22 protein-coding genes and 1 tRNA gene are annotated in these 24,656 nt (G+C 71.9%); 8 read left to right on the plus strand and 15 right to left on the minus strand.

Features of this window, described 5'->3' with window-relative positions; all coding sequences use genetic code 11:
- Positions 1 to 52: 52 nt before the first annotated feature.
- From O3438_RS18975 to O3438_RS19000, 6 genes are all read right to left on the minus strand, one after another.
- Positions 53 to 883 carry an inositol monophosphatase family protein gene (locus tag O3438_RS18975; protein WP_088986426.1) on the minus strand — a complete coding sequence of 277 codons (831 nt, stop codon included), beginning with the start codon at positions 881 to 883 and terminating at the stop codon, positions 53 to 55.
- A 180-nt stretch (positions 884 to 1,063) separates the two neighbouring features.
- Positions 1,064 to 1,654, minus strand: coding sequence for an aminoacyl-tRNA hydrolase (gene pth / locus O3438_RS18980; protein WP_269681207.1), 591 nt, complete (start codon positions 1,652 to 1,654; stop codon positions 1,064 to 1,066).
- Between the two features lie 93 nt (positions 1,655 to 1,747).
- Positions 1,748 to 2,443, minus strand: coding sequence for a 50S ribosomal protein L25/general stress protein Ctc (locus O3438_RS18985; protein WP_269681208.1), 696 nt, complete (start codon positions 2,441 to 2,443; stop codon positions 1,748 to 1,750).
- 334 nt (positions 2,444 to 2,777) lie between these two features.
- Complete coding sequence (locus O3438_RS18990; RefSeq protein ID WP_145786228.1) at positions 2,778 to 3,758, minus strand: ribose-phosphate diphosphokinase; 981 nt, start codon at positions 3,756 to 3,758, stop codon at positions 2,778 to 2,780.
- 58 nt (positions 3,759 to 3,816) lie between these two features.
- Positions 3,817 to 5,376: a bifunctional UDP-N-acetylglucosamine diphosphorylase/glucosamine-1-phosphate N-acetyltransferase GlmU gene (gene glmU, locus O3438_RS18995; protein WP_332367464.1), complete on the minus strand. Its 1,560-nt coding sequence runs from the start codon at positions 5,374 to 5,376 to the stop codon at positions 3,817 to 3,819.
- Positions 5,377 to 5,486: 110 nt separating this feature from the next.
- A tRNA-Gln gene (locus O3438_RS19000) sits at positions 5,487 to 5,558 on the minus strand.
- Positions 5,559 to 5,876: 318 nt separating this feature from the next.
- On the opposite strand from O3438_RS19000, the gene O3438_RS19005 reads away from it, so the two are divergent.
- Together O3438_RS19005 and O3438_RS19010 are read left to right on the plus strand one after the other, a co-directional pair.
- A complete protein-coding gene (locus O3438_RS19005) occupies positions 5,877 to 6,842 on the plus strand; it encodes an acyl-CoA desaturase (RefSeq protein WP_269681209.1) in 966 nt (321 codons plus the stop codon).
- Positions 6,843 to 7,064: 222 nt separating this feature from the next.
- The gene (locus O3438_RS19010) at positions 7,065 to 7,766 is read left to right on the plus strand and encodes a TetR/AcrR family transcriptional regulator (protein WP_269683687.1); all 702 of its coding nucleotides are present in this window, start codon (positions 7,065 to 7,067) and stop codon (positions 7,764 to 7,766) included.
- Positions 7,767 to 7,799: 33 nt separating this feature from the next.
- Here the strand turns inward: O3438_RS19010 and O3438_RS19015 are convergent, their stop codons facing one another.
- From O3438_RS19015 to O3438_RS19040, 6 genes are all read right to left on the minus strand, one after another.
- Positions 7,800 to 8,276, minus strand: a complete 477-nt coding sequence (locus O3438_RS19015) for a DUF4383 domain-containing protein (RefSeq protein ID WP_269681210.1) — start codon at positions 8,274 to 8,276, stop codon at positions 7,800 to 7,802.
- Positions 8,277 to 8,484: 208 nt separating this feature from the next.
- Positions 8,485 to 8,940 carry a DUF4383 domain-containing protein gene (locus O3438_RS19020; protein WP_269681211.1) on the minus strand — a complete coding sequence of 152 codons (456 nt, stop codon included), beginning with the start codon at positions 8,938 to 8,940 and terminating at the stop codon, positions 8,485 to 8,487.
- A gap of 101 nt (positions 8,941 to 9,041) precedes the next feature.
- A complete protein-coding gene (locus O3438_RS19025) occupies positions 9,042 to 10,847 on the minus strand; it encodes an ABC-F family ATP-binding cassette domain-containing protein (RefSeq protein ID WP_269681212.1) in 1,806 nt (601 codons plus the stop codon).
- A gap of 120 nt (positions 10,848 to 10,967) precedes the next feature.
- Positions 10,968 to 11,918 (minus strand): 4-(cytidine 5'-diphospho)-2-C-methyl-D-erythritol kinase, encoded by a 951-nt coding sequence (locus tag O3438_RS19030; protein ID WP_269681213.1) that lies wholly within the window; start codon positions 11,916 to 11,918, stop codon positions 10,968 to 10,970.
- An 87-nt stretch (positions 11,919 to 12,005) separates the two neighbouring features.
- Positions 12,006 to 12,875, minus strand: coding sequence for a 16S rRNA (adenine(1518)-N(6)/adenine(1519)-N(6))-dimethyltransferase RsmA (rsmA, locus tag O3438_RS19035; RefSeq protein WP_269681214.1), 870 nt, complete (start codon positions 12,873 to 12,875; stop codon positions 12,006 to 12,008).
- 46 nt (positions 12,876 to 12,921) lie between these two features.
- A complete protein-coding gene (locus tag O3438_RS19040; RefSeq protein ID WP_269681215.1) occupies positions 12,922 to 13,821 on the minus strand; it encodes a TatD family hydrolase in 900 nt (299 codons plus the stop codon).
- 131 nt (positions 13,822 to 13,952) lie between these two features.
- Between O3438_RS19040 and O3438_RS19045 the strand changes: the two genes are divergently transcribed.
- On the plus strand, positions 13,953 to 15,200 hold the full coding sequence (locus O3438_RS19045) for a hypothetical protein (protein ID WP_269681216.1): 1,248 nt from the start codon (positions 13,953 to 13,955) through the stop codon (positions 15,198 to 15,200).
- A gap of 42 nt (positions 15,201 to 15,242) precedes the next feature.
- Here the strand turns inward: O3438_RS19045 and metG are convergent, their stop codons facing one another.
- Positions 15,243 to 17,045, minus strand: a complete 1,803-nt coding sequence (metG, locus tag O3438_RS19050) for a methionine--tRNA ligase (protein WP_269681217.1) — start codon at positions 17,043 to 17,045, stop codon at positions 15,243 to 15,245.
- Positions 17,046 to 17,194: 149 nt separating this feature from the next.
- On the opposite strand from metG, the gene O3438_RS19055 reads away from it, so the two are divergent.
- On the plus strand, positions 17,195 to 18,316 hold the full coding sequence (locus O3438_RS19055; RefSeq protein WP_442929622.1) for a hypothetical protein: 1,122 nt from the start codon (positions 17,195 to 17,197) through the stop codon (positions 18,314 to 18,316).
- A gap of 26 nt (positions 18,317 to 18,342) precedes the next feature.
- On the opposite strand, the gene rsmI is transcribed toward O3438_RS19055, so the two are convergent.
- Positions 18,343 to 19,182, minus strand: a complete 840-nt coding sequence (rsmI, locus tag O3438_RS19060) for a 16S rRNA (cytidine(1402)-2'-O)-methyltransferase (protein WP_442929623.1) — start codon at positions 19,180 to 19,182, stop codon at positions 18,343 to 18,345.
- Positions 19,183 to 19,323: 141 nt separating this feature from the next.
- On the opposite strand from rsmI, the gene O3438_RS19065 reads away from it, so the two are divergent.
- The 3 genes from O3438_RS19065 to O3438_RS19075 all read left to right on the plus strand — a co-directional run bounded on the left by O3438_RS19065 (position 19,324) and on the right by O3438_RS19075 (position 23,417).
- Positions 19,324 to 20,991, plus strand: coding sequence for a dolichyl-phosphate-mannose--protein mannosyltransferase (locus O3438_RS19065; RefSeq protein ID WP_269683688.1), 1,668 nt, complete (start codon positions 19,324 to 19,326; stop codon positions 20,989 to 20,991).
- A 363-nt stretch (positions 20,992 to 21,354) separates the two neighbouring features.
- The gene (locus tag O3438_RS19070; protein ID WP_269681220.1) at positions 21,355 to 22,638 is read left to right on the plus strand and encodes a VWA domain-containing protein; all 1,284 of its coding nucleotides are present in this window, start codon (positions 21,355 to 21,357) and stop codon (positions 22,636 to 22,638) included.
- A complete protein-coding gene (locus tag O3438_RS19075; RefSeq protein WP_269681221.1) occupies positions 22,638 to 23,417 on the plus strand; it encodes a peptidase in 780 nt (259 codons plus the stop codon). The genes O3438_RS19070 and O3438_RS19075 overlap by 1 nt, the downstream gene beginning before the upstream one ends.
- Before the next feature lie 49 nt (positions 23,418 to 23,466).
- Here O3438_RS19075 and O3438_RS19080 read toward each other — a convergent pair whose 3' ends face one another.
- Positions 23,467 to 23,736 carry a hypothetical protein gene (locus O3438_RS19080; RefSeq protein WP_269681222.1) on the minus strand — a complete coding sequence of 90 codons (270 nt, stop codon included), beginning with the start codon at positions 23,734 to 23,736 and terminating at the stop codon, positions 23,467 to 23,469.
- Between the two features lie 201 nt (positions 23,737 to 23,937).
- On the opposite strand from O3438_RS19080, the gene O3438_RS19085 reads away from it, so the two are divergent.
- On the plus strand, positions 23,938 to 24,594 hold the full coding sequence (locus tag O3438_RS19085; protein ID WP_269681223.1) for a 4'-phosphopantetheinyl transferase family protein: 657 nt from the start codon (positions 23,938 to 23,940) through the stop codon (positions 24,592 to 24,594).
- Positions 24,595 to 24,656 lie beyond the last annotated feature (62 nt).

Consider the following 24,656-nt stretch of genomic DNA (forward strand, 5'->3'; position numbering starts at 1 on the left):
CATCCGATTTCCAGACCTTTCCGGTCGGACATGTCAAGAAAGTGCGCTCAGGCTACCCGGAATGTCTCTGCAGCGCTGCAAGCAACCGGGTGGCGAGATCCTTGCGGCAGACCAGGAGGTCCGGCAGGCGCGGATCCGCCTCGTTGTATCTCAGCGCAGATCCGTCGATCCGGGAAGCGTGTAGTCCGGTGGCCGTCGCCACAGCGACCGGGGCGGCGGAGTCCCACTCGTACTGCCCACCGGCGTGGATGTACGCGTCGACCTCGCCGGTGACCACGGCGGCGATCTTCGCTCCGGCCGAACCCATCGGCACCAGGTGCGCCCCGACGTCCTCGGCCAGGTCGGTGAGGAAGACGGGCGGCCGGCTCCGGCTCGCCGCCAGGCGGATCTTCCGCTCGCCGGCCGTCGCCGCCTCCACTGTCATCGGCGGGTACGCCGGCGGGTAGTCGGTGCCCAGCACCCGGTGCTGCGCCGGCAGGCCGACCGCCCCGGCGACCAGCCCGTGCGGGCTCGGCGCGTTACGCGCCCAGAGCGCCACGTGCACCGCCCAGTCCGAGCGGCCCTCCTCGGAGAACTCCCGGGTGCCGTCCAACGGGTCGATGATCCACACCCGGTCGGCGGTCAACCGCGACACCGCCCCGGTGTTCACCTCGGCCGCCCAGGCCAACCGCGAGCCCTCGTCCTCCTCCGAGAGCACCGCGTCGCCCGGTCGCCACTTCGCCAACTCCGTGCGAATCAGGTCGTGCGACACCTTGTCCCCGGCCGACTTCAGCGCACCGGAGTCCGCGAAACCCATCTCCGTGCGCAGGTCGAGCAACGCCTGCCCGGCCCGGGACGCCAGCCATCGGGCGAACGCGCCATCGATCATCGGAGGACTGCTCATCTGCCCGCTCCCGTCGCCTCGCCGCGACCCGTGCCCGCACAGGCCGATTCGCCGCGACCCGCGTCGCCGGTCGCGGCACGCCGAAAGGCGCAGACTACCGGCCCACAGTTTCCGATCCGGTACGCCTCGCCCGGCCAGACCCGGTCAAGAGGCCCCGAGTCGGGGCCTTTCGACCCGGCCTCAACTGCCGTGGTACAGGTTCTGCGTGGGCTCCACGCCCTTGACGATCACCGACTCCACCACGTCGGCGGCCCGGTCCACCAGGAAATCCAGCTCCTTACGCTCCGCCGCGCCGAAATCCGACAGCACGTAATCCGCCGGATCCTGCCGCCCCGGCGGTCGGCCGACGCCGAACCGCACCCGCGCGTAGTCCTTCGTGCCCAACGACTTCGACATCGACCGCAGGCCGTTGTGCCCACCCTCGCCACCGCCGAACTTCACCCGCACCTGGCCGTACGAGATGTCCAGCTCGTCGTGCACCGCGATCACCTGCGCCGCCGGCACCTTGTAGAACTGCGCCAGGGCCGCCACCGGCCCACCGGACAGGTTCATGTACGTCAGTGGCTTCACCAGCACCAGCTTCGGCCCACCGAACCCCAGCCGCGCCTCGGCCACCTCGGCCACCGCCCGCTTGTGCCGCCCGAACCGGGCACCGACCCGGCCGGCCAGCAGGTCGGCCACCATGAAGCCGACGTTGTGCCGGTTCCCGGCGTACTCCCGACCGGGGTTGCCCAGACCGACCACCAGCCACGGCCCCACCTCGTCCGTCACGACCTGTCCCTCCCGACGCCCATCCACCGACTCCCGATACGCCGACAGGCGCCCCCGACCATCCGGGGACGCCTGTCGCAGAGTACGAACCGATCAGGCCTCGGTGCGCGCCTCGGCGTTCTCGTCGCCCTCGGCGGCCGGGGCGTCCGCGTCCTCGGAGCCCTCGGTGGTCTCGCCGACCTCGGCCTCGGCCTCGTCGGTGGCAACCTCGACCTCGGGCAGCGTCGCCTCGAGCTGCTCGGCGGTGGGGGCGGCGGTCACCGACGCGACGGTCAGGTCCGAGTCGGCGGCCAGCTCGACGCCGGTCGGCAGCTCGACGTCACCGGCGGTCACCTGGGTGCCCGCCTCCAGGCCCTCGATCGACGCCTCGAGGTGGTCCGGCACCTTGGTGGCGTCGGCGGTCACCGAGAGGGTGTCGTGGTCGTGCACGATCAGGGTGTCCCGCGCGGCCTCGCCGGTCAGCTGGACCGGAACCTCGACGGTGACCTTCTCGCCCCGACGCACCAGGAGCAGGTCGACGTGCTCGAAGGTGTCCCGGATCGGGTCACGCTGGATCGCCTTCGGCAGCGCCAGCACCTGGGTGCCGTCGGTGATGTCGATAGCGAAGAGCTGGTTGGCACCACCCTTGCGGATCGCGGCGGCGAACTCCCGCGACGGCAGCGCGATGTGCTTGGGCTTCTCGCCGTGGCCGTACAGCACGGCGGGCACCTTGCCGGCCCGGCGGGTACGACGGGCACCACCCTTGCCGAACTCGGTGCGGGGCTCGGCGCTGATCTTTACCTCGGACACGGGGAAACTCCTGATGCTTTTCGCTGCGGCGGCTTGTCGTCTGGCGGTGCTGGGGCGAGGGGCTCGCTGGGGCTCATGCGTCTTGAACGACTGCCCGGAGCACCGCGTCGATGACGGTGCCTCCGTGCGGCGCTTTTCAGCGGCCCGCCGGGCACCCTCGCCGTGGCAACCGCACCAGTCTACCCGAGCTGTTTCCAGGGTTTGCGGCAGTCCCCGTTCACGGCTCCAGACCGGCGCGTCGGTGGTGCTCCCACCAGCGCGCCGGCCCCGTTTCCACCAGTTTGACAGCCCCGCCCCCACCGGCCTGCCAAGTGGCGGAAACGGGGCTGGACGGTCAGCTCAGGCCACCGAAGAGGGTGGTCACCGAACCGTCGTCGAAGACCTCCCGGATCGCCCGCGCGAGCAGCGGCGCGATCGACAGCACCGTCAGCTTGTCCAACTGCTTCTCCGGCGGGAGCGGCAACGTGTTGGTCACCACGATCTCGCTGATCGAGCTGTTCTTCAGCCGCTCGGTGGCCGGGTCCGACAGCAGGGCGTGGGTGGACGCGACCACGATCTCCGCCGCGCCCTGCTCCTTGAGGATGTCGGCGGCCTTGGCGATCGTGCCACCGGTGTCGATCATGTCGTCGACGATCAGGCAGACCCGGCCCTCCACCTCGCCGACCACGCGGTTGGCCACGACCTGGTTCGGCTTCATCGGGTCCCGGGTCTTGTGGATGAACGCCAGCGGGCAACCGCCCAGCCGGTCGGTCCACCGCTCGGCCACCCGCACCCGACCCGAGTCCGGCGCCACCACTGTCATCGGCCGGCCGGCGTACTTGCGCTCCACGTACTCGGCCAGGATGTCCATGGCGAAGAGGTGGTCCACCGGGCCGTCGAAGAAGCCCTGGATCTGCGCGGTGTGCAGGTCGACGGTGAGGATGCGGTTCGCGCCAGCGGTCTTCAACAGGTCCGCCACCAGGCGGGCCGAGATCGGCTCCCGGCCCCGGTGCTTCTTGTCCTGACGCGCGTACGGGTAGAACGGCAGCACCACGGTGATCCGCTTCGCCGACCCCCGCTTCAGCGCGTCCACCATGATCAGGGTCTCCATGACCCAGGTGTTCACTCCGTGCGTGACGGACTGCACCACGAAGGCGTCCGAACCACGCACCGAGTCCTTGAACCGTACGAAGATCTCGCCGTTGGCGAACTCGTACGCGTCGGCCGGGGTCGGCGCGACGCCGAGCACCTCGCCGATCTCCTTGGCCAACTCCGGAAAGCCACGTCCGGAAAAGAGCATCAGGCTTTTGCGGTTTTCGGCGACGATGCTGCCCATGGGCCCGTCTGCTCCCGTTTTGTCGGCGGTACCCGGCCCGGTGGTGGTGGGTCGGGGACTATTCGGTTGCAGTATCTCCCGGGCCGGACGCGCCGCCCACCGTCTCGGTCACGCCGTGGATTGCCTCACTGTCGCTTGCGGTGCCGGGTGCTACCGACGCACCCTTCGCATCGCCCACTCGCTGCGCATCCTTCGCGTCAACGGCCCGCTGCGCCGCCTCGGCCGCTGCCGTGCCGGCGCGACGCTTCACGACCCAGCCCTCGATGTTGCGCTGGCGGGCCCGGGCGACGCCCATCGCACCCGCGGGCACGTCGTCGACGATGACCGAGCCGGCCGCGGTGTACGCGCCGTCGCCCACCTCGACCGGTGCCACGAACATGTTGTCCGCCCCGGTGCGGGCGTGACTGCCGATGACGGTGTGGTGCTTGTTCACCCCGTCGTAGTTCACGAAGACCGACGCCGCGCCGATGTTGGTGTGCTCACCGATCGTCGCGTCACCCACGTACGTCAGGTGCGGCACCTTGGAGCCCGCGCCGATCTGCGTGTTCTTCACCTCGACGAACGTGCCGACCTTCGCCTTCTCGGCGAGCCGTGCGGCCGGCCGCAGGTACGCGTAGGGCCCCACGGTGGCGCCAGCGCCCACCTCGGCGCCGACGGCGTGGCTTCTGACCACCGACGCGGCGGGGCCGACGACAGTGTCGACGAGCGTGACGTCCGGCCCGACCAGCGCGCCCGCGCCGACCACCGTGGCCCCGCGCAGCTGGGTGTTCTGGTCGACCACGGCGTCGCGGTCGAGGGCAACCGTCACGTCGATCCAGGTGGTCGCCGGGTCGAGCAGGCTCACCCCGGTGCGCATCCACGCCTCGTTGACCCGGTCGCGCAGCAGCCGGCGTAGCGTCGCCAGCTCCACCCGGTCGTTGCAGCCCAACGTCTCGACGTGGTCGACGGCCACGTGCACAGCGACCGGCTCGCCGGCCGCGCGGAGCAGGCCGAAGACGTCGGTGAGGTACTCCTCGCCCTGGTCGTTGTCGGTGGAGAGCTTGCCCAGCGCATCGCGCAGTCGCACCGCGTCGAACGCGTAGATGCCGGCGTTGATCTCCCGGATCGCCCGCTGCGTCGCGTCGGCGTCACGCTCCTCGACGATCTGCTCCAGGCGGCCGTCGACGTCCCGGACGATCCGGCCGAGGCCGGTCGGGTCGGGCACCTCGGCGGCGAGCACGGTGGCCGCCGCCGCGGCCTCCTCGTGCGCCGTCACCAGCGCGCCCACCGTCTCGGGTCGCAGCAGTGGCACGTCCCCGTTGATCACCACGACGGTGCCTGCCCCGTCCGGGACGGCGTCCAGCGCGATCCGTACGGCGTGGCCGGTGCCGAGCTGCTCGGCCTGGAGCACTGGCGTGGCGTCCGGTGCGACATCGGACAGGTGCCCCCGGACCTGGTCGGCGCCGTGTCCGACGACGACGACGGTGCGGTCCGCGGCGAGCGGCGCGGCGGCGCTCAGCACGTGACCGAGCAGCGTCCGACCGAGCAGGGGGTGCAGCACCTTGGGCAGTGTCGACTTCATCCGCTTGCCCTCACCGGCGGCGAGCACGACGACGGTACGAAGGTGGGGCTGGGGCACGACGTGGCTCCCGTCGGGACGGCGGACACTCTCGCGGCCATGCTAGCTGCGGGGTCTGTCGCGTCTCTCTCTTACCCCCACCGGACCCTAAAACGGGCGCAGATGGACAGCTCGGCCGCCAGGGTTCGAACCTGAAATACGGGTACCAAAGACCCGGGTGTTGCCAGTTACACCACGGCCGATCAACGATGCGAGCACATCGCATCCGGGGGGACGAGCACCCCGCCGGCTACACCTTAGCGTCCCGAGCGTCGGACGCCATCGCTCATTCCACCCCGCTCTGCCGAACCCGCTTCCCGGCCGACCGCCGGCACCCCCTGTTCCGCACTCCCGACGCCTGCGGCGACACCGCGGGCCGCCCCCGCTCACACGGCCTTGACCTGCTGCTACGTGTGAGTATCCGAGGTTTGTTCGAAACTTCCCCGTGCGATCTACGGTGCCGTAAGTTACGGTGACGTAGGCGTAACTTCGTGATCGTCACCATCCCCCTGCGAGGTCCCATGTCCACTGCTCTGCTCGATCCCAACACCGCCGCGCCCGGCCCCAAACCCCTCACCGACGGCAGCCAGTCCCCCGGCATCCTGGCCGCCCTGTGGGCCTTCGTGGTGATCCCCTTCGTCGCCCTGCTGGTCGCTGTGCCCGTCGCCTGGGGCGGCTGGCTCGGCTGGACCGACGTGCTCATCGGCCTGGTCTGGTACGTCGTCTCGGGGCTCGGCATCACCGTCGGCTTCCACCGCTACTTCACGCACGGGTCGTTCAAGGCCAAGCGTTGGCTACGGGTGACGCTGGCGGTCGCGGGTTCGCTGGCGGTGCAGGGCGAAATCATCCAGTGGGTCGCCGACCACCGCCGGCACCACGCGTTCTCCGATCTGGAGGGCGACCCGCACTCGCCGTGGCGCTTCGGCACCAGCTTCTGGGCGTTGACCCGCGGCCTGTTCCACGCGCACGTGGGCTGGCTGTTCCGCCGCGAACTGTCCAACCGTGAGCGTTTCGCACCAGACCTCATCGCCGACCGCGACATCAGCCGGGTCGACCGACTCTTCCCCGCGCTGGTGGCCGTCTCCCTACTCGGCCCGGCGCTGATCGGCGGCCTGGTGACCTGGTCCTGGCAGGGTGCCCTGACCGCGTTCTTCTGGGCCGGGCTGGTCCGGATCGGCCTGCTGCACCACGTCACCTGGGCGATCAACTCGGTCTGCCACGTCTACGGTGAGCGACCCTTCGCGATGCGCCAGGGCGACCGCGCGTCGAACTTCTGGCCACTGGCGATCCTGTCGTTCGGCGAGAGCTGGCACAACCTGCACCACGCCGACCCGACCAGCGCCCGCCACGGCGTCCTGCGCGGCCAGGTGGACATCTCCGCCCGGGTGATCTGGCTCTTCGAGAAGGTCGGCGCGGCGACGCAGGTGCGCTGGCCGAAGCCGGAACGCCTCGCCGCGAAGCTGGTGAAGCCGGTCGCACCCCGGTAAAACCGGGCGGTGCGCCAGGAGGCCGCCTGGCAGGATGGCCCAGATGACCGAGCCACGCGGGGGGACCGGACGGCTCGGCCGACGGGGAGCCGGGCTCGATCCGGATACGGTCGGACGGCGCGGCGGGGTCGGACCGCCCGACAGTGAGGCGACGACGTGAACGGGCACAGCGGAGGCACCATCCCACGGCAGGGCGTCACCGAGCGCCAGCGAGGCGGCGACATGCCCGAGGTCAGTGACGGTGACGGTGTCGGCAACCGGCGGGCGGTCCCGCCGGCCCCGCTGGCCCCACCCAAGGCCAAACCCACCTCCCGGGTCCGCATGTCGGCGGCCCAGCGACGGGAGCAGTTGATCGCGACCGGCCGGCAGCTGTTCGCCGAGCGTGGCTTCGACGCCACCTCGATCGAGGAGGTCGCCGCTCGCGCCAAGGTCTCCAAGCCGGTGGTGTACGAGCACTTCGGCGGCAAGGAAGGGCTGTACGCGGTGGTGGTGGACCGGGAGGTCCGCGCCCTCCTGGACCGGATCACCACCGCGTTGACCGCCGGGCATCCCCGGGAGCTACTGGAACAGGCCGCGCTGGCCCTGCTGGGCTACATCGAGGAGGAGACCAGCGGCTTCCGGGTCCTGGTCCGCGAGTCGCCGCTGATGTCCGGCACGGCCAACTTCAGCAGCGTGATGAACGACGTGGCGCACCAGGTCGAGCACATCCTGGGCGCCGAGTTCAAGAGCCGCGGGTACGATCCCAAGCTCGCCGAGCTCTACTCACAGGCGCTGGTCGGCATGGTGGCCCTCACCGGGCGCTGGTGGCTGGAGGTCCGCAAGCCGCGCAAGGAGACGGTGGCGGCGCACCTCGTCAACCTGGCATGGAACGGGCTGTCGCACCTGGAGGCGAAGCCGACACTGATCACCGCGCGCCGCCACTGAGCCAGCTGACCGCGCACCGCCCGCTGAGCCCGCTCAGCGGCGGTGCGCGTCGGCGACCGGGTGTTTACGGCGCTCCAGCTCCGCCTCCGCGTGCTCGGCCGGGCCGACCTTGTCGTACAGGCCGGTGCCGAACAGGATCAGGCCGAACAGCATCGACACCACGACCGTGGACATCGAGAAGTTGAGGAAGTTCGCGTCGGTCTGCAGCACGGACATCATCAGGATGCTGGTCACCAGGAACACCACACCCGCGGTCAGATTCATGTAGTGACCGAGGTTGCTGCGCCGCGACGCCCCGATGATCAGGACGATTCCGAAGACCACCGAGGCGAGCGAGAAGGCCAGGTTGGTCCGCAGTCCGAGGGCCCAGGTGCTGCTCCGGGCGAAGAGCGGGTCACCGATCGTCTCGGCGACGCCCCAGACGCCGAAGACCAGGATGTAGACGCCGACCAGACCGGAGAGGACCCGGTACAGCGGCCGTGCCGGATGGTTGACCGGAAAATGCGGCATACCCGAGACCCCCTGATTGACCGTTTCAGGGGAATTCTCGCCCACGAAAACGGGCATGTCAGGCAAAACACTGATGGTCGCGCGGTCCGCCGACCGGCTGGACCAGGTCAGGTTTTCGCCGGAGCCCGAGCTGCGCAGGGATCAAGCCTGACCGCCCGGAGCAGCTCGGGCTCCGGCGAAAACCACAACAGCGACCAAAGAAAGAAGCTCAGAGCACGAGGCGAGCCTTCTGGAACGCCTCCGCCTCCTCGTCCGTGCCGACCTTGCCGTACATGCCGACCATGAGCAGCACCAGGGACGCCGTCAGCACCACGACCACTGTGGTGATGCTGAAGTTGAAGATGTTGGCGTCGGTGCGGATGAAGGCGAGACCACCCAGGCCGATCACCATCAGGGCGTACGCCAGCCACTGGTTGATCGCCACGTCGATGTTGTGGCCGAGCGCGGTGCCGACCAGCACGACGATCCCGAGCAGCACGCTGAGCAGCGAGAAGCCGAGGTTCGTGCCCTGACCGAGGACCCGGGTGTCGTCCTGGGCGAGGATCTCGTTGCCGGTGCTGGCGATGATGCCGAGCACACCGAAGACGACCAGGTACAGACCGGTCAGCCCGCCGATCGCCCGGTAGATCGGCCGCGCGGGGTGGTTGACGGGGGTGTGTGCCATGTCTGTGTCTCCAACGCCGTGGGGTAGGTGTCGCTGACGATTGTCTCGCATGTGGTGGTGTGACGCCGCACACGGGGCCCGGGCCGCCTCGCCCGGAACGTTCAGCTCTCCGGCAGGTCCTCGGCGAGGGTCATCCAGCTCTCCTCGATCCGCTCCCGTTCGGCGCGCAGATCCTTGAGCTGGGCGTCCAGCTCGGCGACCCGGGCGTAGTCGGTGGCGTCCGCCGCCAGCTGATCGAGCAGCGTGGTCTCGCGCTGGTCGAGCTTGCCGAGCTGCCGTTCCAGCCGGGTCAGCTCCTTGCGGGCCTGGCGGACCTCGGCGGCGGACATCCCGGCACCCGAGGGGGCAGCGGGCGCGGAGGCCGAGGAGACGCCCGCCCGAGGCGAGCCGGCCCGCTCGGCGGTCCGCGCGAGGTACTCGTCCACACCGCCCGGCAGGTGCACCAGCCGACCGTCGCCGAACATGCCGTACGCCGTGTCGGTGACCCGCTCGATCAGGTAACGGTCGTGGCTGGCCACGATGATCGTGCCGGGCCACGAGTCGAGCAGGTCCTCCAACGCGGCGAGGGTGTCGGTGTCCAGGTCGTTGGTGGGCTCGTCGAAGAGCAGGACGTTGGGCTCGCCGGCCAGCAGCCGCAGCATCTGCAACCGGCGGCGTTCCCCACCGGAGAGGTCGCTGACCGGCGTCCAGAGGCGGCGGTCGTCGAAGCCGAACACCTCGGCGAGCTGGGACGCGGAGACCTCCCGGTCGCCGAGCTGGACCCGGCGGGCGACCTCCTCGACGGCTTCGAGCACACGCAGGTGCCCGGGCAGCTCGGTGAGCTCCTGGGACAGGAACGCGGGCCGGACCGTGGAACCGGTGCCGAGACGGCCACCGTCGGGGCGGGTGATGCCGGCGAGCATCCGCAGCAACGTGGTCTTGCCGGCGCCGTTGGCCCCGAGGATGGCGATCCGGTCGCCGGGGCCGACCAGCCAGGTGGTGTCGCGCAGGATCTCCTTGGGGCCGGCGTGCAGCTCGACGTTCTCCAGCTCGTACACCTGCTTGCCGAGCCGGGAGACGGCCATGCGTTGCAGGGACATGGTGTCCCGCGCCGGCGGCACGTCGGCGATCAACGCGTTCGCGGCGTCGATGCGGAACTGGGGCTTGGAGGTACGGGCCGGCGGACCACGGCGCAGCCAGGCGATCTCCTTGCGGAGCAGGTTCTGCCGGCGGGCCTCGGTGGCGGCGGCGACGCGCTCGCGCTCGGCGCGGGCCAGGGTCCAGGCGGCGAAGCCGCCCTCGTAGGCGCGAACGGTCTGGTCCGCGACCTCCCAGGTGGTGGTGCATACGGCGTCGAGGAACCACCGGTCGTGGGTGACCACCACGAGCGCGCCCCTGCGGCCGACCAGGTGCCGGGCCAGCCAGTCGACACCGCCGACGTCGAGGTGGTTGGTGGGCTCGTCGAGGATGAGCAGGTCGGAGTCGCGGACGAGCAGCGCGGCGAGCGCCACCCGGCGTCGTTCGCCACCGGACATCGGGCCGACCGGCTGGTCGAGGCCCAGGTGCGGCATGCCGAGACCGTCGAGGATGGCACGGACACCGGCGTCGCCGGCCCACTCGTGCTCGGCGCCCATGCCCTCGTCGAGCCAGGCGGTGCCGAGCACCACGTCCCGGACGGTGGCGTCGGGGGCCAGCGTGAGCTGCTGCGGCAGCCACAGCACCCGCAGGTCGCGACGGTGGGTCACCCGGCCGTCGTCGGGGCCCTCCTGCTTGGTGAGCAGGCGTAGCAGGGTGGACTTGCCGGCACCGTTGAGGCCGACCACGCCGATCCGGTCGGCGTCGTCCAGGCCGAGCGAGACGTCCGTGAGCAGCCGCCCTGCCGCGCCGTACCCCTTGGACACCCGGTCCAGATTGACGATGTTCGCCACGATCCACCCTTCATGATCAAGGCGTCCCGGTGCCGGCGGGCACCTGGACGCCTGCCTCAAGGGTACGCGGACGCCAGGGGCGACCGCGCCGCGCGCCCGTGGGACCGGTGGGACGTACCGTCAGCCGACGCGGGCGCCGGCGACCGGGCCGTGGGCGACCCGCGCCTCCCGGCACACGTCCGCGGCGTTCAGCTCGGCGGCGATCCGCTCCGCGTCGGCGGCGTCGGCGGCGAGGAACACGCAGGTCGGGCCGGAGCCGGAGACGATGCCGGTGAGCGCGCCGGCCTCCTCGCCGGCCTTGAGGGTGTCGGCCAGCGCCGGGAGCATGGCCAGCGCGGCATCCTGGAGGTCGTTGCCGAGCGTACGGGCGAGCACCCGGGGGTCGCGTTGACGCAGCGCACCCAGTAGGGCGTCGGTGGGGCCCAACGGGGCACCGGCGGCACCGGAGTCGCGCAGCCGGTCCAGCTCGCGGTAGGCGGCGGGAGTGGAGAGGCCCACGTCGGCGATCGCCACCACCCAGTGCCAGGTGGTCGGACGCGCCAGCACCGGGCTGATCGCCTCACCCCGGCCGGTGCCCAACGCGGTGCCCCCGTAGATCAGGAACGGCACGTCGGAGCCGAGGTCGGCGGCGATCCCCGCCAACTCGTCGCGGGACAGCCCGGTGCCCCACAGCGCGTCGCAGGCCACCAGCGCGGCCGCCGCGTCGGCGCTGCCACCGGCCAGCCCGCCGGCCAGCGGGATCTGCTTACGCAGGTGCAGCCGGGCATGCGGCAGCACGCCCGCGTACCCGGCGAGGGCGTGCGCCGCGCGGATCACCAGGTTGGAGTCGTCCAGGGCCAGCTCGCCGGTGCCCTCGCCCTCCATCGTCAGGGCGAGAGTGTCGCCCCGACGGGCCGTCAGCTCGTCGTAGATCGAGATGGCGTGGTAGACCGTGTTCAGCTCGTGGTAGCCGTCCCGGCGCAGCGGGCCCACCCCGAGGTGCAGATTGACCTTGGCGGGCACCCGGACCTTCACCGGCCCGATGGCCCCGCGTCGCTCGTCCTCGTCGTCCGGACGCCAGGCCTCGGTCACGGGGTGACATCCCGCAAGCGCAGGCGGATGTCGAACGGCTTGGCCACGATTAGCTCCTCGGCGTCCTCGGCGGGCACGGGCGTCAGCCTACTTCGCGGCCGGCGTACCGGCCGGAGCCGACGCGGCGATGGCGGCGAACTGCTCGACGGTCAGGGACTCTCCACGGGCACCGGGGTCGACGCCGGCCGCGGTGAGCGCTGCGGCGGCCCGGTCCGCGCCACCGGCCCAGCCGGCCAACGCGGCGCGCAGCGTCTTGCGCCGCTGCGCGAACGCCGCGTCGACAACGGCGAACACCCTTTCCCGGGGTACGTCGGAGCGGGGCGGTTCGTGGCAGGTGAAGGCGACCAGGCCGGAGTCGACGTTCGGCACCGGCCAGAACACGTTCGGGGGCACCCGTCCGGCGCCCTTGGCATGGGCGTACCAGGCGAGTTTGACCGACGGGATCCCGTACACCTTGGAGCCGGGACCGGCGACCAGCCGGTCGGCGACCTCCTTCTGCACCATGACCAGGCCGCGCCGCAGGGTGGGCAGCACGGCGAGCAGGTGCAGCACCACCGGCACCGCCACGTTGTAGGGCAGGTTCGCCACCAGCGCGGTCGGCGGCGGGTCGGCCAACTCGGCGGCGGCGACGCGCAGGGCGTCCGCGCGGTGCACGGTGAGCCGGTCGGCGTCCGCCGGGGCGTACCGCGCGGCGGTCTCCGGCAGCGCCCCGGCCAGCACGGGATCGATCTCCACGGCGTGCACGTGCCCGGCGATCGGCAGCAGCCCCACTGTCAGCGAACCGAGCCCCGGGCCGACCTCCAGAGCCACGTCGTCCGGGGTCAGGCCGGCGGCGGTGACGATCCGGCGCACGGTGTTCGGGTCGTGCACGAAGTTCTGGCCCAGCTTCTTGGTGGGCGCGACACCCAGCCGGGCGGCGAGCTCCCGGATCTCCGCCGGGCCGAGGAGACCGGTCATGCCGGGAAGCGTAGCGACGGGGTCGGGGTCGACCGTCGGGCCGGGCTCACCACGGGCCGAACACCCGGTCGCCGGTGGCGGAGATGGCCGCGCACAGCTCGTCCAGGTCGGTGCCGGTGGTCTGGGCGAGCGCCCGGACGGTGAGCGGGATCAGGTACGAGGCGTTCGGCCGGCCACGGTGCGGCGTCGGGGTGAGGTACGGCGCGTCGGTCTCCACCAGGATCTGGTCGACGGGGGTGAGCGCGGCGGCCTCCCGCAGCGCTGTGGCGCTGCCGAACGTGACGGTGCCGGCGAAGCTGAGCAGGTAACCGCGGCGGACACACTCGCTGGCGAAGTCGGCGTCACCGGAGAAGCAGTGCAGCACCACTCGGTCCGGCGCGCCCTCGTCGTCGAGGATCCGCAGCACGTCCGCGTGGGCGTCCCGGTCGTGGATGACAAGCGCCTTGCCGTACCGCTTGGCGATCGCGATGTGCGCGCGGAAGCTCTCCTCCTGCGCGGCGCGTCCCTCGTCGCCGGTCCGGAAGAAGTCCATTCCAGTCTCGCCGATCCCCCGGACCCGCTCGCGGGCGGCCAGCGACTCGATCTGCCGCAGCGCCTCGTCGAGGTCGGTCAGCCGGGGTGCCTCGTTGGGGTGCAGTGCCACGGTGGCCAGCACCGCGGGATACCGCTCGGCGGTGTCCGCGCCCCACCGGGACGAGGCGACGTCCACGCCCACCTGGACCAGCCGGTCCACACCGACCTTGGTGGCCAACTCGATGGCCACCCCGACCGGGTCGTCGGACGGCCCGCCGCCGGGCACACCGGCCTCGCTGACCGTGATGTCCAGGTGGGTGTGGCTGTCCAGTACCGCGCGGGGCAACGGCTCGGGGGCGGGCGGAAACTCTCCGGCCCGCCGGGCGGCGCGCTCTCGGCGCGATTCAGTGGGCTCGCTCATCAGCGACAGCATCACACACCGGGCCTGTCCATCTGCCCGCCACCCGACGTTCACCTCGACTACGCCGCGCGACTCTACCGTCGCCAGCGAGCGAGCGAACCGGGTCGACAGGGCATCTCGTCGAGGGAGAGGGAGACGGCGGCATGAGCGTCATCCCCCAGACCGGCGGGACCGCCGGCGAACGTACCGGGTTGCAGGTGGCGTTCGGCGGCGGCGTGTACCCGGCCGAGGAGATCGCCCGAGGCGCCGCGTACGAGCTGTTCAGCGCCGACGAGGTGACCGGCTTCGAGTGGGCGCCCCGGCCGGGCAGCGCACTGCCGTGGCGCCGGTTCGTGCACGTCAGCGAGGTGACCGCGGTGCACGGGGGCACCGAGCCGGCCGACGAGCCGGAGATGCCGCTGATGATGCCCGCGCACCGCGAGCGGGGTTGGGCGTACCTGCACCAGCTCAGCCAGCAGCCGTCCGCGGCGGGTGACCCGGTGCTGGCGGCGGCGCGCGCGTCGGCGGTGGTCCGGCGGGGCACCCGGATGGTGAAGGTGCTCTCCGCCCAGCAGCTCGCCGGCTACGTGCGGGGCTGGTTGCCGCACGGCTTCTGCTACCGCGAGTACGACGTGGCACACCTGCGTACGCCGGCGACGACGACGGTGCTGCGCAGCGACGGTGACGTCGGCCGGGAGGGGTCGGATGTGACGTACGCGCTGCGGTGGCGGGCGTCCGACCCGGGCGACTACGACGTTCCGGTGGGCGAGGCGCACCGCGGCCTGACCGCGCTGGCGTCCCGGGATCGGCTCGGCGCCCCGGTGCTGGGCACGGGCTTCGTGCCGAGCAACGGTCAGCTCATCCCGGAGTTCATCACCCGGGACTTCGCCGACCTGCCGATGCCGGCGAACGCCGCCCTGATCGCGTACCCGCCGGAGGGGGTGGAGGTGGTGCTCTACACCTACCAGGCCGAGCAGCGCGGGTGGTTACGGATGGTGGGCCCGCAGTGGCGACACCTGCTGGCGGGGGTGCCGGGCCTGTCCCCGGACCAGGAGTACGTGCCGAACGGGGACGCGCCGCGCTCGACCCAGCTGGTCGGTCTCCACGGCGACACCGAGTACGAGGCGGTGGCCGACCTGCCCGGCGGGTTCCGGGTGCTGGCGATGACCCGGGCGGCCCGTTACCCGGTGGAGGCGGTGGCCCGCCGGCTCCGGTTCGCCCAGTGGCGGGGTGTGCCCTGCCTGGTGCTGCGCGAGGAAGCCGGTTGGTTGCGGGTGCGTCTGCGCTTCCCGAACCCGGAGGCGGTGATGGCGACCGGCGCCCAGTGCCACGAACGAGGCGTCTACGAGGCGTGGGCGTTGGGCACCGAGGTGACCGACGACCAGGTGATGGACACCCGGTACGCGATGTGACGGCGCGCGGCGGCAGAACACCTGCCGCCGCGCGTCACACTGTCAGCCGGCCAGTCGGGCCAGTTCCTCGTCGACGATCGACGGGTCGAGCTTGCGGAACACCGGCTTCGGCGCCGCCAGCGGCCGACCCGCCTCGATCGCCACCGACTCCCAGCGCGCGCCGACGGTGTAGTCACCGGTGAGCACGGGGTAGGCCGGGCCGCCGTCCAGGTCGTCGACCTGCTCGATGACGGGCATCGGCGCGTGCACGCCGGTGCCGCCGAGCAGTTCGTGCACCTGCTGAGCGGAGTGCGGCAGGAACGGGGTGAGCAGCGTGTTGGCGTCGCTGATCACCTGGAGGGCGACGTGCAGGATGGTGCCCATCCGGGGCTTGTCCGCCTCGTCCTTGAGCTTCCACGGGGCCTGCTCGGAGAGGTACTTGTTGGCCTCGGCGACCACCTTCATGGCCTCGCCGATGGCCTGCTTCTGCCGGTGCCGGCCGATCAGGTCGCCGACCGTGGCGAACCCGGCCCGGGCCACCGCGAGCAGCGTCTCGTCGGCCTCGGTGAGCCCGGCCGGGTCGACCGGTGGGATCGCGCCGAAGTTCTTCGCCGCCATGGAGACCGACCGGTTGACCAGGTTGCCCCAGCCGGCGACCAGCTCGTCGTTGTTGCGGCGGAGGAACTCGGCCCAGGTGAAGTCGGTGTCGTTGCTCTCCGGGCCGGCGGCGGCGATGAAGTACCGCAGGGCGTCGGCGTCGTAGCGCTCCAGGAAGTCCCGGACGTAGATGACGACCTTGCGGGACGAGGAGAACTTGCGCCCCTCCATGGTCAGGTATTCGCTGGAGACGACCTCGGTGGGCAGGTTGAGCCGACCCAGCTCGCCCGGCTCCCCGTCGCGGGAGCCCTCGCCGGAGTAGCCGGAGAGCAGCGCCGGCCAGATCACCGAGTGGAAGACGATGTTGTCCTTGCCCATGAAGTAGTAGGACTGGGCGTCCTTACCATCACCGTCGGCGGACCAGTACTTCCGCCACGCCTCGGGGTCGCCGGAGCGGCGGGCCCACTCGATCGAGGCGGACAGGTAACCGATCACCGCGTCGAACCAGACGTAGATCCGCTTGTCCGACCGGTCCCGCCAGCCGTCCAGCGGGATCGGCACACCCCATTCCAGGTCGCGGGTGATCGCCCGGGGCTGGAGGTCGTCGAGCAGGTTGCGGGAGAACCGCAGCACGTTGGGCCGCCACCCCTCGCGGGTGTCCAGCCACTGCCGCAGCACCTCGGCCAGGGCGGGCAGGTCGAGGAAGAAGTGCTCGGTCTCGACGAACTTCGGGGCTTCCCCGTTGATCCGCGACTTCGGGTTGATCAGGTCGATCGGGTCGAGCTGGTTGCCGCAGTTGTCGCACTGGTCGCCCCGGGCGCTGTCGTACCCGCAGATCGGGCAGGTGCCCTCGATGTAACGGTCGGGCAGGGTGCGCCCGGTGGACGGGGAGATGGCGCCCATCGTGGTCTTCGGCACGATGTAGCCGTTGCGGTACATCCCCTCGAACAACTCCTGCACCACGGCGTAGTGGTTGCGGGTGGTGGTGCGGGTGAACAGGTCGTAGGAGAGGCCGAGACCGTGCAGGTCCTCGACGATCACCCTGTTGTACCTGTCGGCCAGTTCGCGCGGGGTGACCCCGTCGGCGTCGGCCTGCACCTGGATCGGGGTGCCGTGCTCGTCGGTGCCGGAGACCATGAGCACGTCGTGGCCGGCCATCCGCATGTACCGGGCGAAGACGTCGGAGGGAACGCCGAAACCGGAGACGTGGCCGATGTGGCGGGGGCCGTTGGCGTACGGCCAGGCCACTGCCGCGAGAACGTGACTCATGAGCAGCAAGCCTAGTGACCCGTCCGGGGCGCCCGCGAACCAATGGGGGGTGCCGCGCCAGCGGACCGGGCCGACCACCTCCACCATTGGTCCGATTTGTCGCCGACACGCGGTCGAGCTGCGCGTTCCGCCCCCCGCAGCGGTGTGCAATGAACGTCGTGACTGGCAGACGAGCGGCACGGGACCACGAGGACCGGCCCACCGGACCGGCGGTCGACGACGACCCCGGTCCCGATCCGGCTCCGCCCCGGAGTGCCGGCGTCGCCCCCCAGCCCCGGCTGGTACCCGGCACCGGCGCCGGGGCGCGACAGGGTCCCAGCCCGCGACCGAGTCCGACCACGCCAGCGGGGGCCGACCCGCCGGAGGCGCAGCAGACCAGGCCCGCGGAGCTTGCCGCCACGCCGGCCCGACCCACGCCGGCCGCCCCGACACCCACCCCGGCCCGGCCGACCCCCGCCGCGCCCGCGCCGAGTCCGGCCCGGCCGAGCCCTCCGGGCCCGACCGCCGGCGCGACGGTCGCCGCCGCGGAGACCGTCGAGGTGGAGCCGACCACCGGCGCGCCGGTGGACGCGGTACCGCGTCGGGTGCCCGTCCGGCAGCAGGGCCGCCGGCACCGGGGCCGGCGGGCCGACGGTGACGCCCCGGACGGTGACGACGCCTTCTGGGCACCGATCGAGGAGGTGCACTGGGACGGCACCCCGGTCCGCGAGGATCCGGCGCCGGACCGGGACCTGGACTTCCGCCCGATGCGGCGCCGGCCGCCGAGCCGGACGGCCCCGCCGCCCGATCCGCTGCCCGGCCTCGCCGCGCTGGTGGCGCTGAGCCTGGTCGCGGCCTTCTTCGCGTGGGTCAGCGCCGGCCCGTTCTGGCTCGCGGTCGGGCACGCCCGGGTGGGCACCGTGGTGCTCGACGGCTGCACCGGCGACGGGCTCACCCAACGGTGCCGGGGGACGTTCACGGCACAGGACGGACGGTTCATCGCGCACGGTGTACGGGTGACCGGCGTGCCCGCCGTCGCGAACGCGGGCGGCACACGGCTGTCGGCGCGGATGACCGGCCCGGACGCCACCACCGCGTACGCGGACACCGGCGTGGGCCGGCACCTGCGCTGGCTGCCGGGTCTGCTGGTGGTGCTGGCCTGCACCGCCGGCATCGTCCGGTGGACCGGGTCGGCCCGGTTGCCGGGCCGTCGGAGCCGCCGTTGGGCAGTGACCGCCGCCGCCGCCGGCCCTGTGCTGATCACCGTCGGCTTCCTGGTCGCCGCCTGGTAGGCGGGCCGTCAGGATCCGCGTGCGGCTCAGCTGTGCACGATCGTGTAGACGTCCCGGCGGCGCAGCGCGTACTCGGTGGCGACATCGGTGATGGCGTCCCGGCGTGAGCGGCCGGCGGCCTCCCGCTCGGCGACCGCCGCGCGCAGGGTGTCGTCGTCCGGGCGTTCCGGGGCGGTCGCCGGCGCTCCGGCCACCACCAGAGTGATCTCTCCGCGCGGGTTCGCCTCGGCGGCCCACCGGGCCAGCTCGCCGAGCGGACGGCGGAGCACCTCCTCGTAGGTCTTGGTCAGCTCGCGACAGAGCGCGGCGGGCCGGTCCGCGCCGAACGTGTCGGCGAGGTCGGTGAGAGCCGCGCCGATCCGGTGCGGGGCCTCGAAGAAGACGAGGGTGCGTTCCTCGGCGGCGAGCGCGCGCAGCCGGGACCGGCGGGCGCCGGAGGCGCGGGGCAGGAAGCCCTCGAAGCAGAACCGGTCGCAGGGCAACCCGGAGACGGCCAAGGCGGTGGTGACCGCGCTCGGCCCGGGGGCGACGGTGACCGGCGCCCCGACGTCCAACGCGGCGCGGACCAGCCGATAGCCGGGGTCGGAGACGCTCGGCATTCCCCCGTCGGTGACCAGCGCCACCACGTACCCGCCGAGGATGACCTCGACCAGCTCGGGGGTGCGTCGCTCCTCGTTGCCCTCGAAGTACGAGACGATGCGACCGCCGACGGTGATGTCGAGGTCGCGGGCCAGCCGGGTGAGCCGGCGGGTGTCCTCGGCCGCGACCACGTCGGCGCTGCTCAGCACCTCCCGGAAGCGGGTCGAGGCGTCGGCGGGGTTGCCGAGCGGGGCACCGAGCAGGACCAGGCGCCCAGTCTCGGACATTTCACCCACAGGTTCGTCTCCTTCATCGACAGTGAGTACCGGTATCAGGGACGACGGGCGCCACCGGACACCTTGGCAGCCTACGATCGCCGGGTGACGAGTGCGTCGACAGCGCAGAGCCCGAGCGCCGAGCCTGACAAGATGGTCGAGGTGACGGGCGAGCCCAGCCCCAGCCAGGAGCCGACGGCACCGAGTGCCGATGGTGGCGGCGTGTCCGCCGTGGTCAGGCGGAGGTTCGCCACCGTCGACACCAAAGTGGACCGGTTCTCCTGGCTGGCCACGGCGGTGGTGGTGGCCATCGCGGCGATCCTGCGGTTCGTCGGGCTGTCCAGCCCGAAGGGCAAGATCTTCGACGAAACGTACTACGCCAAGGACGGCTTCGGGTTGATCACCCGCGCCGTCGAGTGGAACTACAAGGACAACGTCCCGTCGTACGTGGTGCACCCACCGCTGGGCAAGTGGTTGATCGGTCTCGGCGAGTGGGCCTTCGGCTACCAGGACGCCGAGTCGAAGGTCTCCGTGCCCGGCCACCTGATCACCACCGCGCCGGAGTTCGGCTGGCGGTTCTCGGCGGCCGTGATCGGCACGCTGTCGGTGCTGCTGCTGGTCCGCATCGGTCGACGGATGTTCCACTCGACGGTGCTCGGCTGCGCGGCCGGCCTGCTGCTCGCCCTGGACGGCTTCCACCTGGTGCTGTCCCGCGCGGCGCTGCTCGACATCTTCCTGCTCTTCTTCGTGCTGGCGGCGTTCGGCGCGTTGGTGCTCGACCGGGACGCCCGCCGTCGCCGGTGGGCGCGGGCCCTGGACGACGGGCTCGACCCGACCCAGCCGGGCCGCGCCGGCCGACCGGCGACCGGTTGGCGCACCTGGCCGTGGTGGCGGCTGGCCGCCGGGGTGTTGCTCGGCTGCGCTTGCGCGGTGAAGTGGAGCGCTCTGTATTTCGTTCCGGCCTTCGCGCTGCTGGTGCTCCTCTGGGAGGTCGGCGTCCGCCGTTCGGCGGGGGTCCGCCGGCCCTGGCGGGACACAGTGCTCGACGAGCTGCCCTGGGTGGTGCTCGCCGGTGTGCTCATGGTGGGCACCTACCTCGTCACCTGGACGGGCTGGCTGGTCACCGACGACGGCTACTACCGGCTGGCGACGTCGACGCAGTACGCGACCGACAAGCTGAGTGACCGCCCGGTGATCGGCCCGCTGATCAACCTCTACGAGTACCACCGCGCGGCCTACGGGTTCCACGCCCAACTCGACGACGCGCACAAATACCAGTCCTGGCCGTGGCAGTGGCTGCTGCTCGGTCGTCCGGTGGCGTTCCACTACGCCAGCAACGGCACCTGCGGCGCGCCGACCTGCGCCTCCGAGATCCTGCTGCTCGGCACCCCGCTGCTCTGGTGGTCGTTCCTGCCCGCCCTGGTGGCACTGGCCTGGCTGGGCCTGGCCCGTCGGGACTGGCGGGCCGGCGCGATCCTGCTGACCGTGGCGGCCGGGCTGCTGCCCTGGTTCTGGCTCGCCCTCGACGGCCGGACGATGTTCTCGTTCTACGCCGCGCCGGTGGTGCCGTTCCTGGTGCTCGCCGTGGTGTACGTGATGGGCGCGCTGATCGCTCCCGCCGGAGGCGACGTGGGCGAGGTGGTGCCACTGGTGCCCGGCGACCCGAGCTACGAACGTCGACTGGTGGGCAGCATCGCGGCCGGGGCGTACGTGTTGCTGGTCGGGCTCTGCTTCGCGTACTTCTATCCGATCTTCGTCGGCACGGTGATTCCGTACTCGGACTGGCTGTCCCGGATGTGGCTCGACGGTCGGTGGATATAAGCACCGACAGGCGACGCGCCGCGCAGCGCGACGAGAAGGGCCCGCACGCCGAAGCGTGCGGGCCCTTCTGACAAAGACGCGCGCCCCGATCGCCTGCCACGGGGGAAGCGGGCGATTGGGGCGCGCATGAAGAGCTTAACCACCGCGCACCACCGGCACAACGGGTCGACTTGGGTCAGATTTCCGACCGACGATGACCGGACCGACACCTACCCTTCGTCAGTTGACCGAGGGTGACCTGACGTGGACCCAGAGCGCGGAAGCGGCCGGTCAGGGGCGGTCGCCGACCCGGCCGGCGGCGCCGGAACTCGATCTTCGCCACCCAGACGATCATCCAAAGTGGATCTCACTACACTGCGGGCCGTGATCAACTTCAGACGATCGACGGCTGTCCTTCTCGGACTGCTGGCGACCACCGCGTTGGCCGGGCCCGCCCCGGCGTGGGCCGACGAGGAGCCGGCGCCCGAACCACCCCGGGTCGAGCTGGTGCTGGACGTCAGCGGCTCGATGCGCGCCGCCGACATCGACGGACGCAGCCGGATCTCCGTCGCGCAACAGGCCTTCAACGACGTGGTGGACGCGCTGCCGGAGGAGACCCAGCTCGGCATCCGCGTGCTCGGCGCGACCTACCGCGGCAAGGACAAGAAAGTCGGCTGCCAGGACACCCAGCAGATCGTCCCGGTCGGCCCGGTGGACCGCACCGCGGCCAAGGCTGCGGTGGCGACACTACGGCCGACCGGGTTCACACCCGTCGGCCTCGCACTGCGCTCCGCCGCACAGGACCTGGGCAGCGGGGCCACCACCCGTCGGATCGTGCTGATCACCGACGGCGAGGACACCTGCGCCCCACCGGACCCGTGCGAGGTGGCCCGGGAGTTGGCCGCCCAGGGCACCAGCCTGGTCGTCGACACCCTCGGCCTGGCCCCCGACGAGAAGGTCCGTCGGCAGTTGCTCTGCATCGCCAGCGCGACCGGCGGCACCTACACCGCCGCGCAGAGCGCCGAGGAACTGACCGGCCGGATCAAACAGCTCGTCGAGCGGGCCGGCGACACGCACACCCGCGCCCCGACGGTGGTCGGCGGCGCGAACGCCTGCGACTCGGCCCCACTGCTCGCCCCCGGCGTCTACGCCGACCGGGAGGCGTTCTCCGAGCACCGCTACTACCGGGTGCCGGTACGCCCCGGGCAGGAGCTGCGGGCGTCGGTGAGCATCGCGCTGGACCGACCCGTGAACCGGGACTACGGGGTGCTGCTGCGGGCCACCGCGGCGGACGGTCGGGAACTGGTTCGGGGCGCGGACGCCGGCAGCGGACGCGCCGACGTGCTCTCCGCCGGGCTGCGCTGGTCGGCCACCGCTGACGACGAGGACGCCGCGGAGAGCGCGGAGAGTTCCGCGCCGGTCGTCGAACCCACCACCGTCTGCCTGGTGGTGAGCAACTCGTTCGCCCCCCGCCCCGGCACCGCGGCCACCCCGGGCATGCCGGTGGAGTTGACCATCGACGTGGTCGCCGCCGCGCCCGCTCCGGACGGACCGGACCTCGGTCGGGGCTGGGTGCTGCTCGCCCTGCTCACCGTCGCCGGGCTGATCACCGGCCTGGTCGTCGGACTGCTCACCCGCTGGTGGGTCGCCACCTGGAGGGAGAACTGATGCGTACCGCACTGTTCCGGTCACTGGCGGCGCTGGTCGCCGTCGGCGGGGCCGCCCTGGCCCCCGCCGCCGCCGTCGCCGCTCCGACCCCCTCACCGGGAGCCACGCCGGTGAACCGGGCCGGCACGTCGTTCCTCACCGCGACCCCGATCTCCGCCGGGCAGCCGGTGCGGGTGGACGCCTCGATCGGCGACCACCTCTACTGGGCGTTCTCGGCGACGGCCGGCCAGGTGCACGAGATCACCGCCACCGTCACCTTCCCGAAGGGACGCAGCGGCGCGTCCACCTGGACCGTCGACGTCTTCGACGGGCTGCGCCGCCGTCAGGCGTGCACCGCCGGGGCGCAGACCCCGACCGTGGACGCCAAGGCGTCCAGCGTGACGCTGGGCTGCACGTTGCGCGAGGTGCGATCGTGGGCGGAGCCCTGGTCGGCCGACCCGCTGCCCGGCTCGTACGTCATCCGGCTCTCCGTGACCGACCTCCCGGAACCGGATCTCGGAGCACCTGTCGACGTGGACCTGCTGGTCGCTGAAGTCGCCGATCGGGGCGCGTCGGCCGACGACGGCGAGTTGGCCGCACCCCTGGTGCCGAACACCAAGGCGGGCACCGTGCTCAACGCCGTACCCGTGGCGGAGCCGGAGGCCGACGACGCCGACTCGCTCACGGGCTGGTTGCCGGACCTCGGGTCGCGCTGGGTCTGGACCGGCGTCGGCGGCGTGCTCGCCGCGGTGGCCGGCGTGTTCGGCTTCGCGGTGACCCGGCGGCCTCGGCGTCGCTGAACCGGCCGGCCCCGCTGGTGGCCCCGCCCGCAGCGGGGCCACCGGCGGTTCAGGCGCGTCGGGAACCGCGTGGCAACCAGCCGATGAACCGGTCCTGGAGCGACATCACCGGCGCGGTTCGCAGGTCCTCCGTGGCCGCGGCGAGACAGGAACCCAGGTAGACGCTGAGCATCGCCCGGTCACCCCCGTACTCCGCCAGTAGCCGGCTGCGCTTCGTCGCGCACGGCCACTCGTCACCGCAGGAGCCGCAGCTCCAGCAGGGGGTCTTCGGGGCATGATCGTCGACCCGCACCCCCGACCGTTCGGCACCATCGGTCATCGCACGTCCTTCCAGATGTCCACGGGGCTGGGCGACTACCGTGCCCGGCACGTTGTTGATGGTGGTCCCCCCGGAGCCATCAGAGAGGGCGCTGCACGTCCCTCCGGTGTTACATCTTTGCGGTACCTTCTCCGGTCGTGGGAGTCGGAAATTTGACGCTTGACCGCATGCTCCACTACTACCAATCAGTAGGCCGACACCGTGCGTGACATTTTTCCCTCAACCGTCGCCGTCGCCGTCGCCGGGCCGGACGACTGGCTCGGCGAACTCCTCCCCGCCGAGCAGGCATGCCTCGGTGAACGGGCCGTGGAGACCCGTCGGCGGGACTTTGCCGCCGGCCGGTCCTGCGCCCGCCGGGCCATGACCGATCTCGGCCTGCCACCGACCGCCGTGCCGGCCGCCGCCGACCGCTCGCCCATCTGGCCCGCCGGGGTGGTCGGCACCATCACCCACACCACCGGCTACTGCGCCGCGGCGACCGCGCTCACCACCGACGTCCGGTCCGTCGGAATGGACGCCGAACAACACCAGGAGATCAACCCGGGGGTACGCAGAATGGTGCTGCTGCCCGAGGAGGAGGCCCTCTGCGCGGGGCTGCCCGGCGGCACGTCCTGGCCGGTCGTCCTGTTCAGCGCGAAGGAGACCGTCTACAAGGTCTGGTATCCGGTCGTCGGAACGTGGTTGGGCTTCCTCGACGCCCAACTCGACATCGACCCGGACGCCGGTACGTTCACCGCCCGGATCGCACCGGCGCGGCTGAACCAGGCGACGGTCGAGGATCCACCGGCCACCCTCGCCGGCCGGTTCGCCGTCGCCGACGGGCTGGTCCGCACCTCGGCGGTGCTGCCGCTGCGCTGATCTCCCCGCGTCCACCGTGGCCGATAACGATCGGCTGACGACCGTCCAGGTTGTCCGGACCG

This window comes from Micromonospora sp. WMMC250 (genome assembly GCF_027460215.1).
In the GTDB taxonomy this organism is placed as follows: domain Bacteria; phylum Actinomycetota; class Actinomycetes; order Mycobacteriales; family Micromonosporaceae; genus Micromonospora; species Micromonospora taraxaci.

What these genes read in the sequence shown, in the direction of transcription:
- O3438_RS18975 (WP_088986426.1), bottom strand. Translation starts at nt 883, where the DNA reads ATGAGCAGTCCTCCGATGATCGATGGCGCGTTCGCCCGATGGCTGGCG.
- O3438_RS19075 (WP_269681221.1), top strand. Translation starts at nt 22,638, where the DNA reads ATGCGTACCGCACTGTTCCGGTCACTGGCGGCGCTGGTCGCCGTCGGC.
- O3438_RS19080 (WP_269681222.1), bottom strand. Translation starts at nt 23,736, where the DNA reads ATGACCGATGGTGCCGAACGGTCGGGGGTGCGGGTCGACGATCATGCC.
- O3438_RS19040 (WP_269681215.1), bottom strand. Translation starts at nt 13,821, where the DNA reads ATGCTGTCGCTGATGAGCGAGCCCACTGAATCGCGCCGAGAGCGCGCC.
- rsmI (WP_442929623.1), bottom strand. Translation starts at nt 19,182, where the DNA reads ATGTCCGAGACTGGGCGCCTGGTCCTGCTCGGTGCCCCGCTCGGCAAC.
- metG (WP_269681217.1), bottom strand. Translation starts at nt 17,045, where the DNA reads ATGAGTCACGTTCTCGCGGCAGTGGCCTGGCCGTACGCCAACGGCCCC.
- O3438_RS19020 (WP_269681211.1), bottom strand. Translation starts at nt 8,940, where the DNA reads ATGGCACACACCCCCGTCAACCACCCCGCGCGGCCGATCTACCGGGCG.
- O3438_RS19065 (WP_269683688.1), top strand. Translation starts at nt 19,324, where the DNA reads ATGGTCGAGGTGACGGGCGAGCCCAGCCCCAGCCAGGAGCCGACGGCA.
- O3438_RS19010 (WP_269683687.1), top strand. Translation starts at nt 7,065, where the DNA reads ATGCCCGAGGTCAGTGACGGTGACGGTGTCGGCAACCGGCGGGCGGTC.
- O3438_RS19045 (WP_269681216.1), top strand. Translation starts at nt 13,953, where the DNA reads ATGAGCGTCATCCCCCAGACCGGCGGGACCGCCGGCGAACGTACCGGG.
- O3438_RS18990 (WP_145786228.1), bottom strand. Translation starts at nt 3,758, where the DNA reads ATGGGCAGCATCGTCGCCGAAAACCGCAAAAGCCTGATGCTCTTTTCC.
- O3438_RS19005 (WP_269681209.1), top strand. Translation starts at nt 5,877, where the DNA reads ATGTCCACTGCTCTGCTCGATCCCAACACCGCCGCGCCCGGCCCCAAA.
- O3438_RS19015 (WP_269681210.1), bottom strand. Translation starts at nt 8,276, where the DNA reads ATGCCGCATTTTCCGGTCAACCATCCGGCACGGCCGCTGTACCGGGTC.
- O3438_RS19055 (WP_442929622.1), top strand. Translation starts at nt 17,195, where the DNA reads ATGAACGTCGTGACTGGCAGACGAGCGGCACGGGACCACGAGGACCGG.
- rsmA (WP_269681214.1), bottom strand. Translation starts at nt 12,875, where the DNA reads ATGACCGGTCTCCTCGGCCCGGCGGAGATCCGGGAGCTCGCCGCCCGG.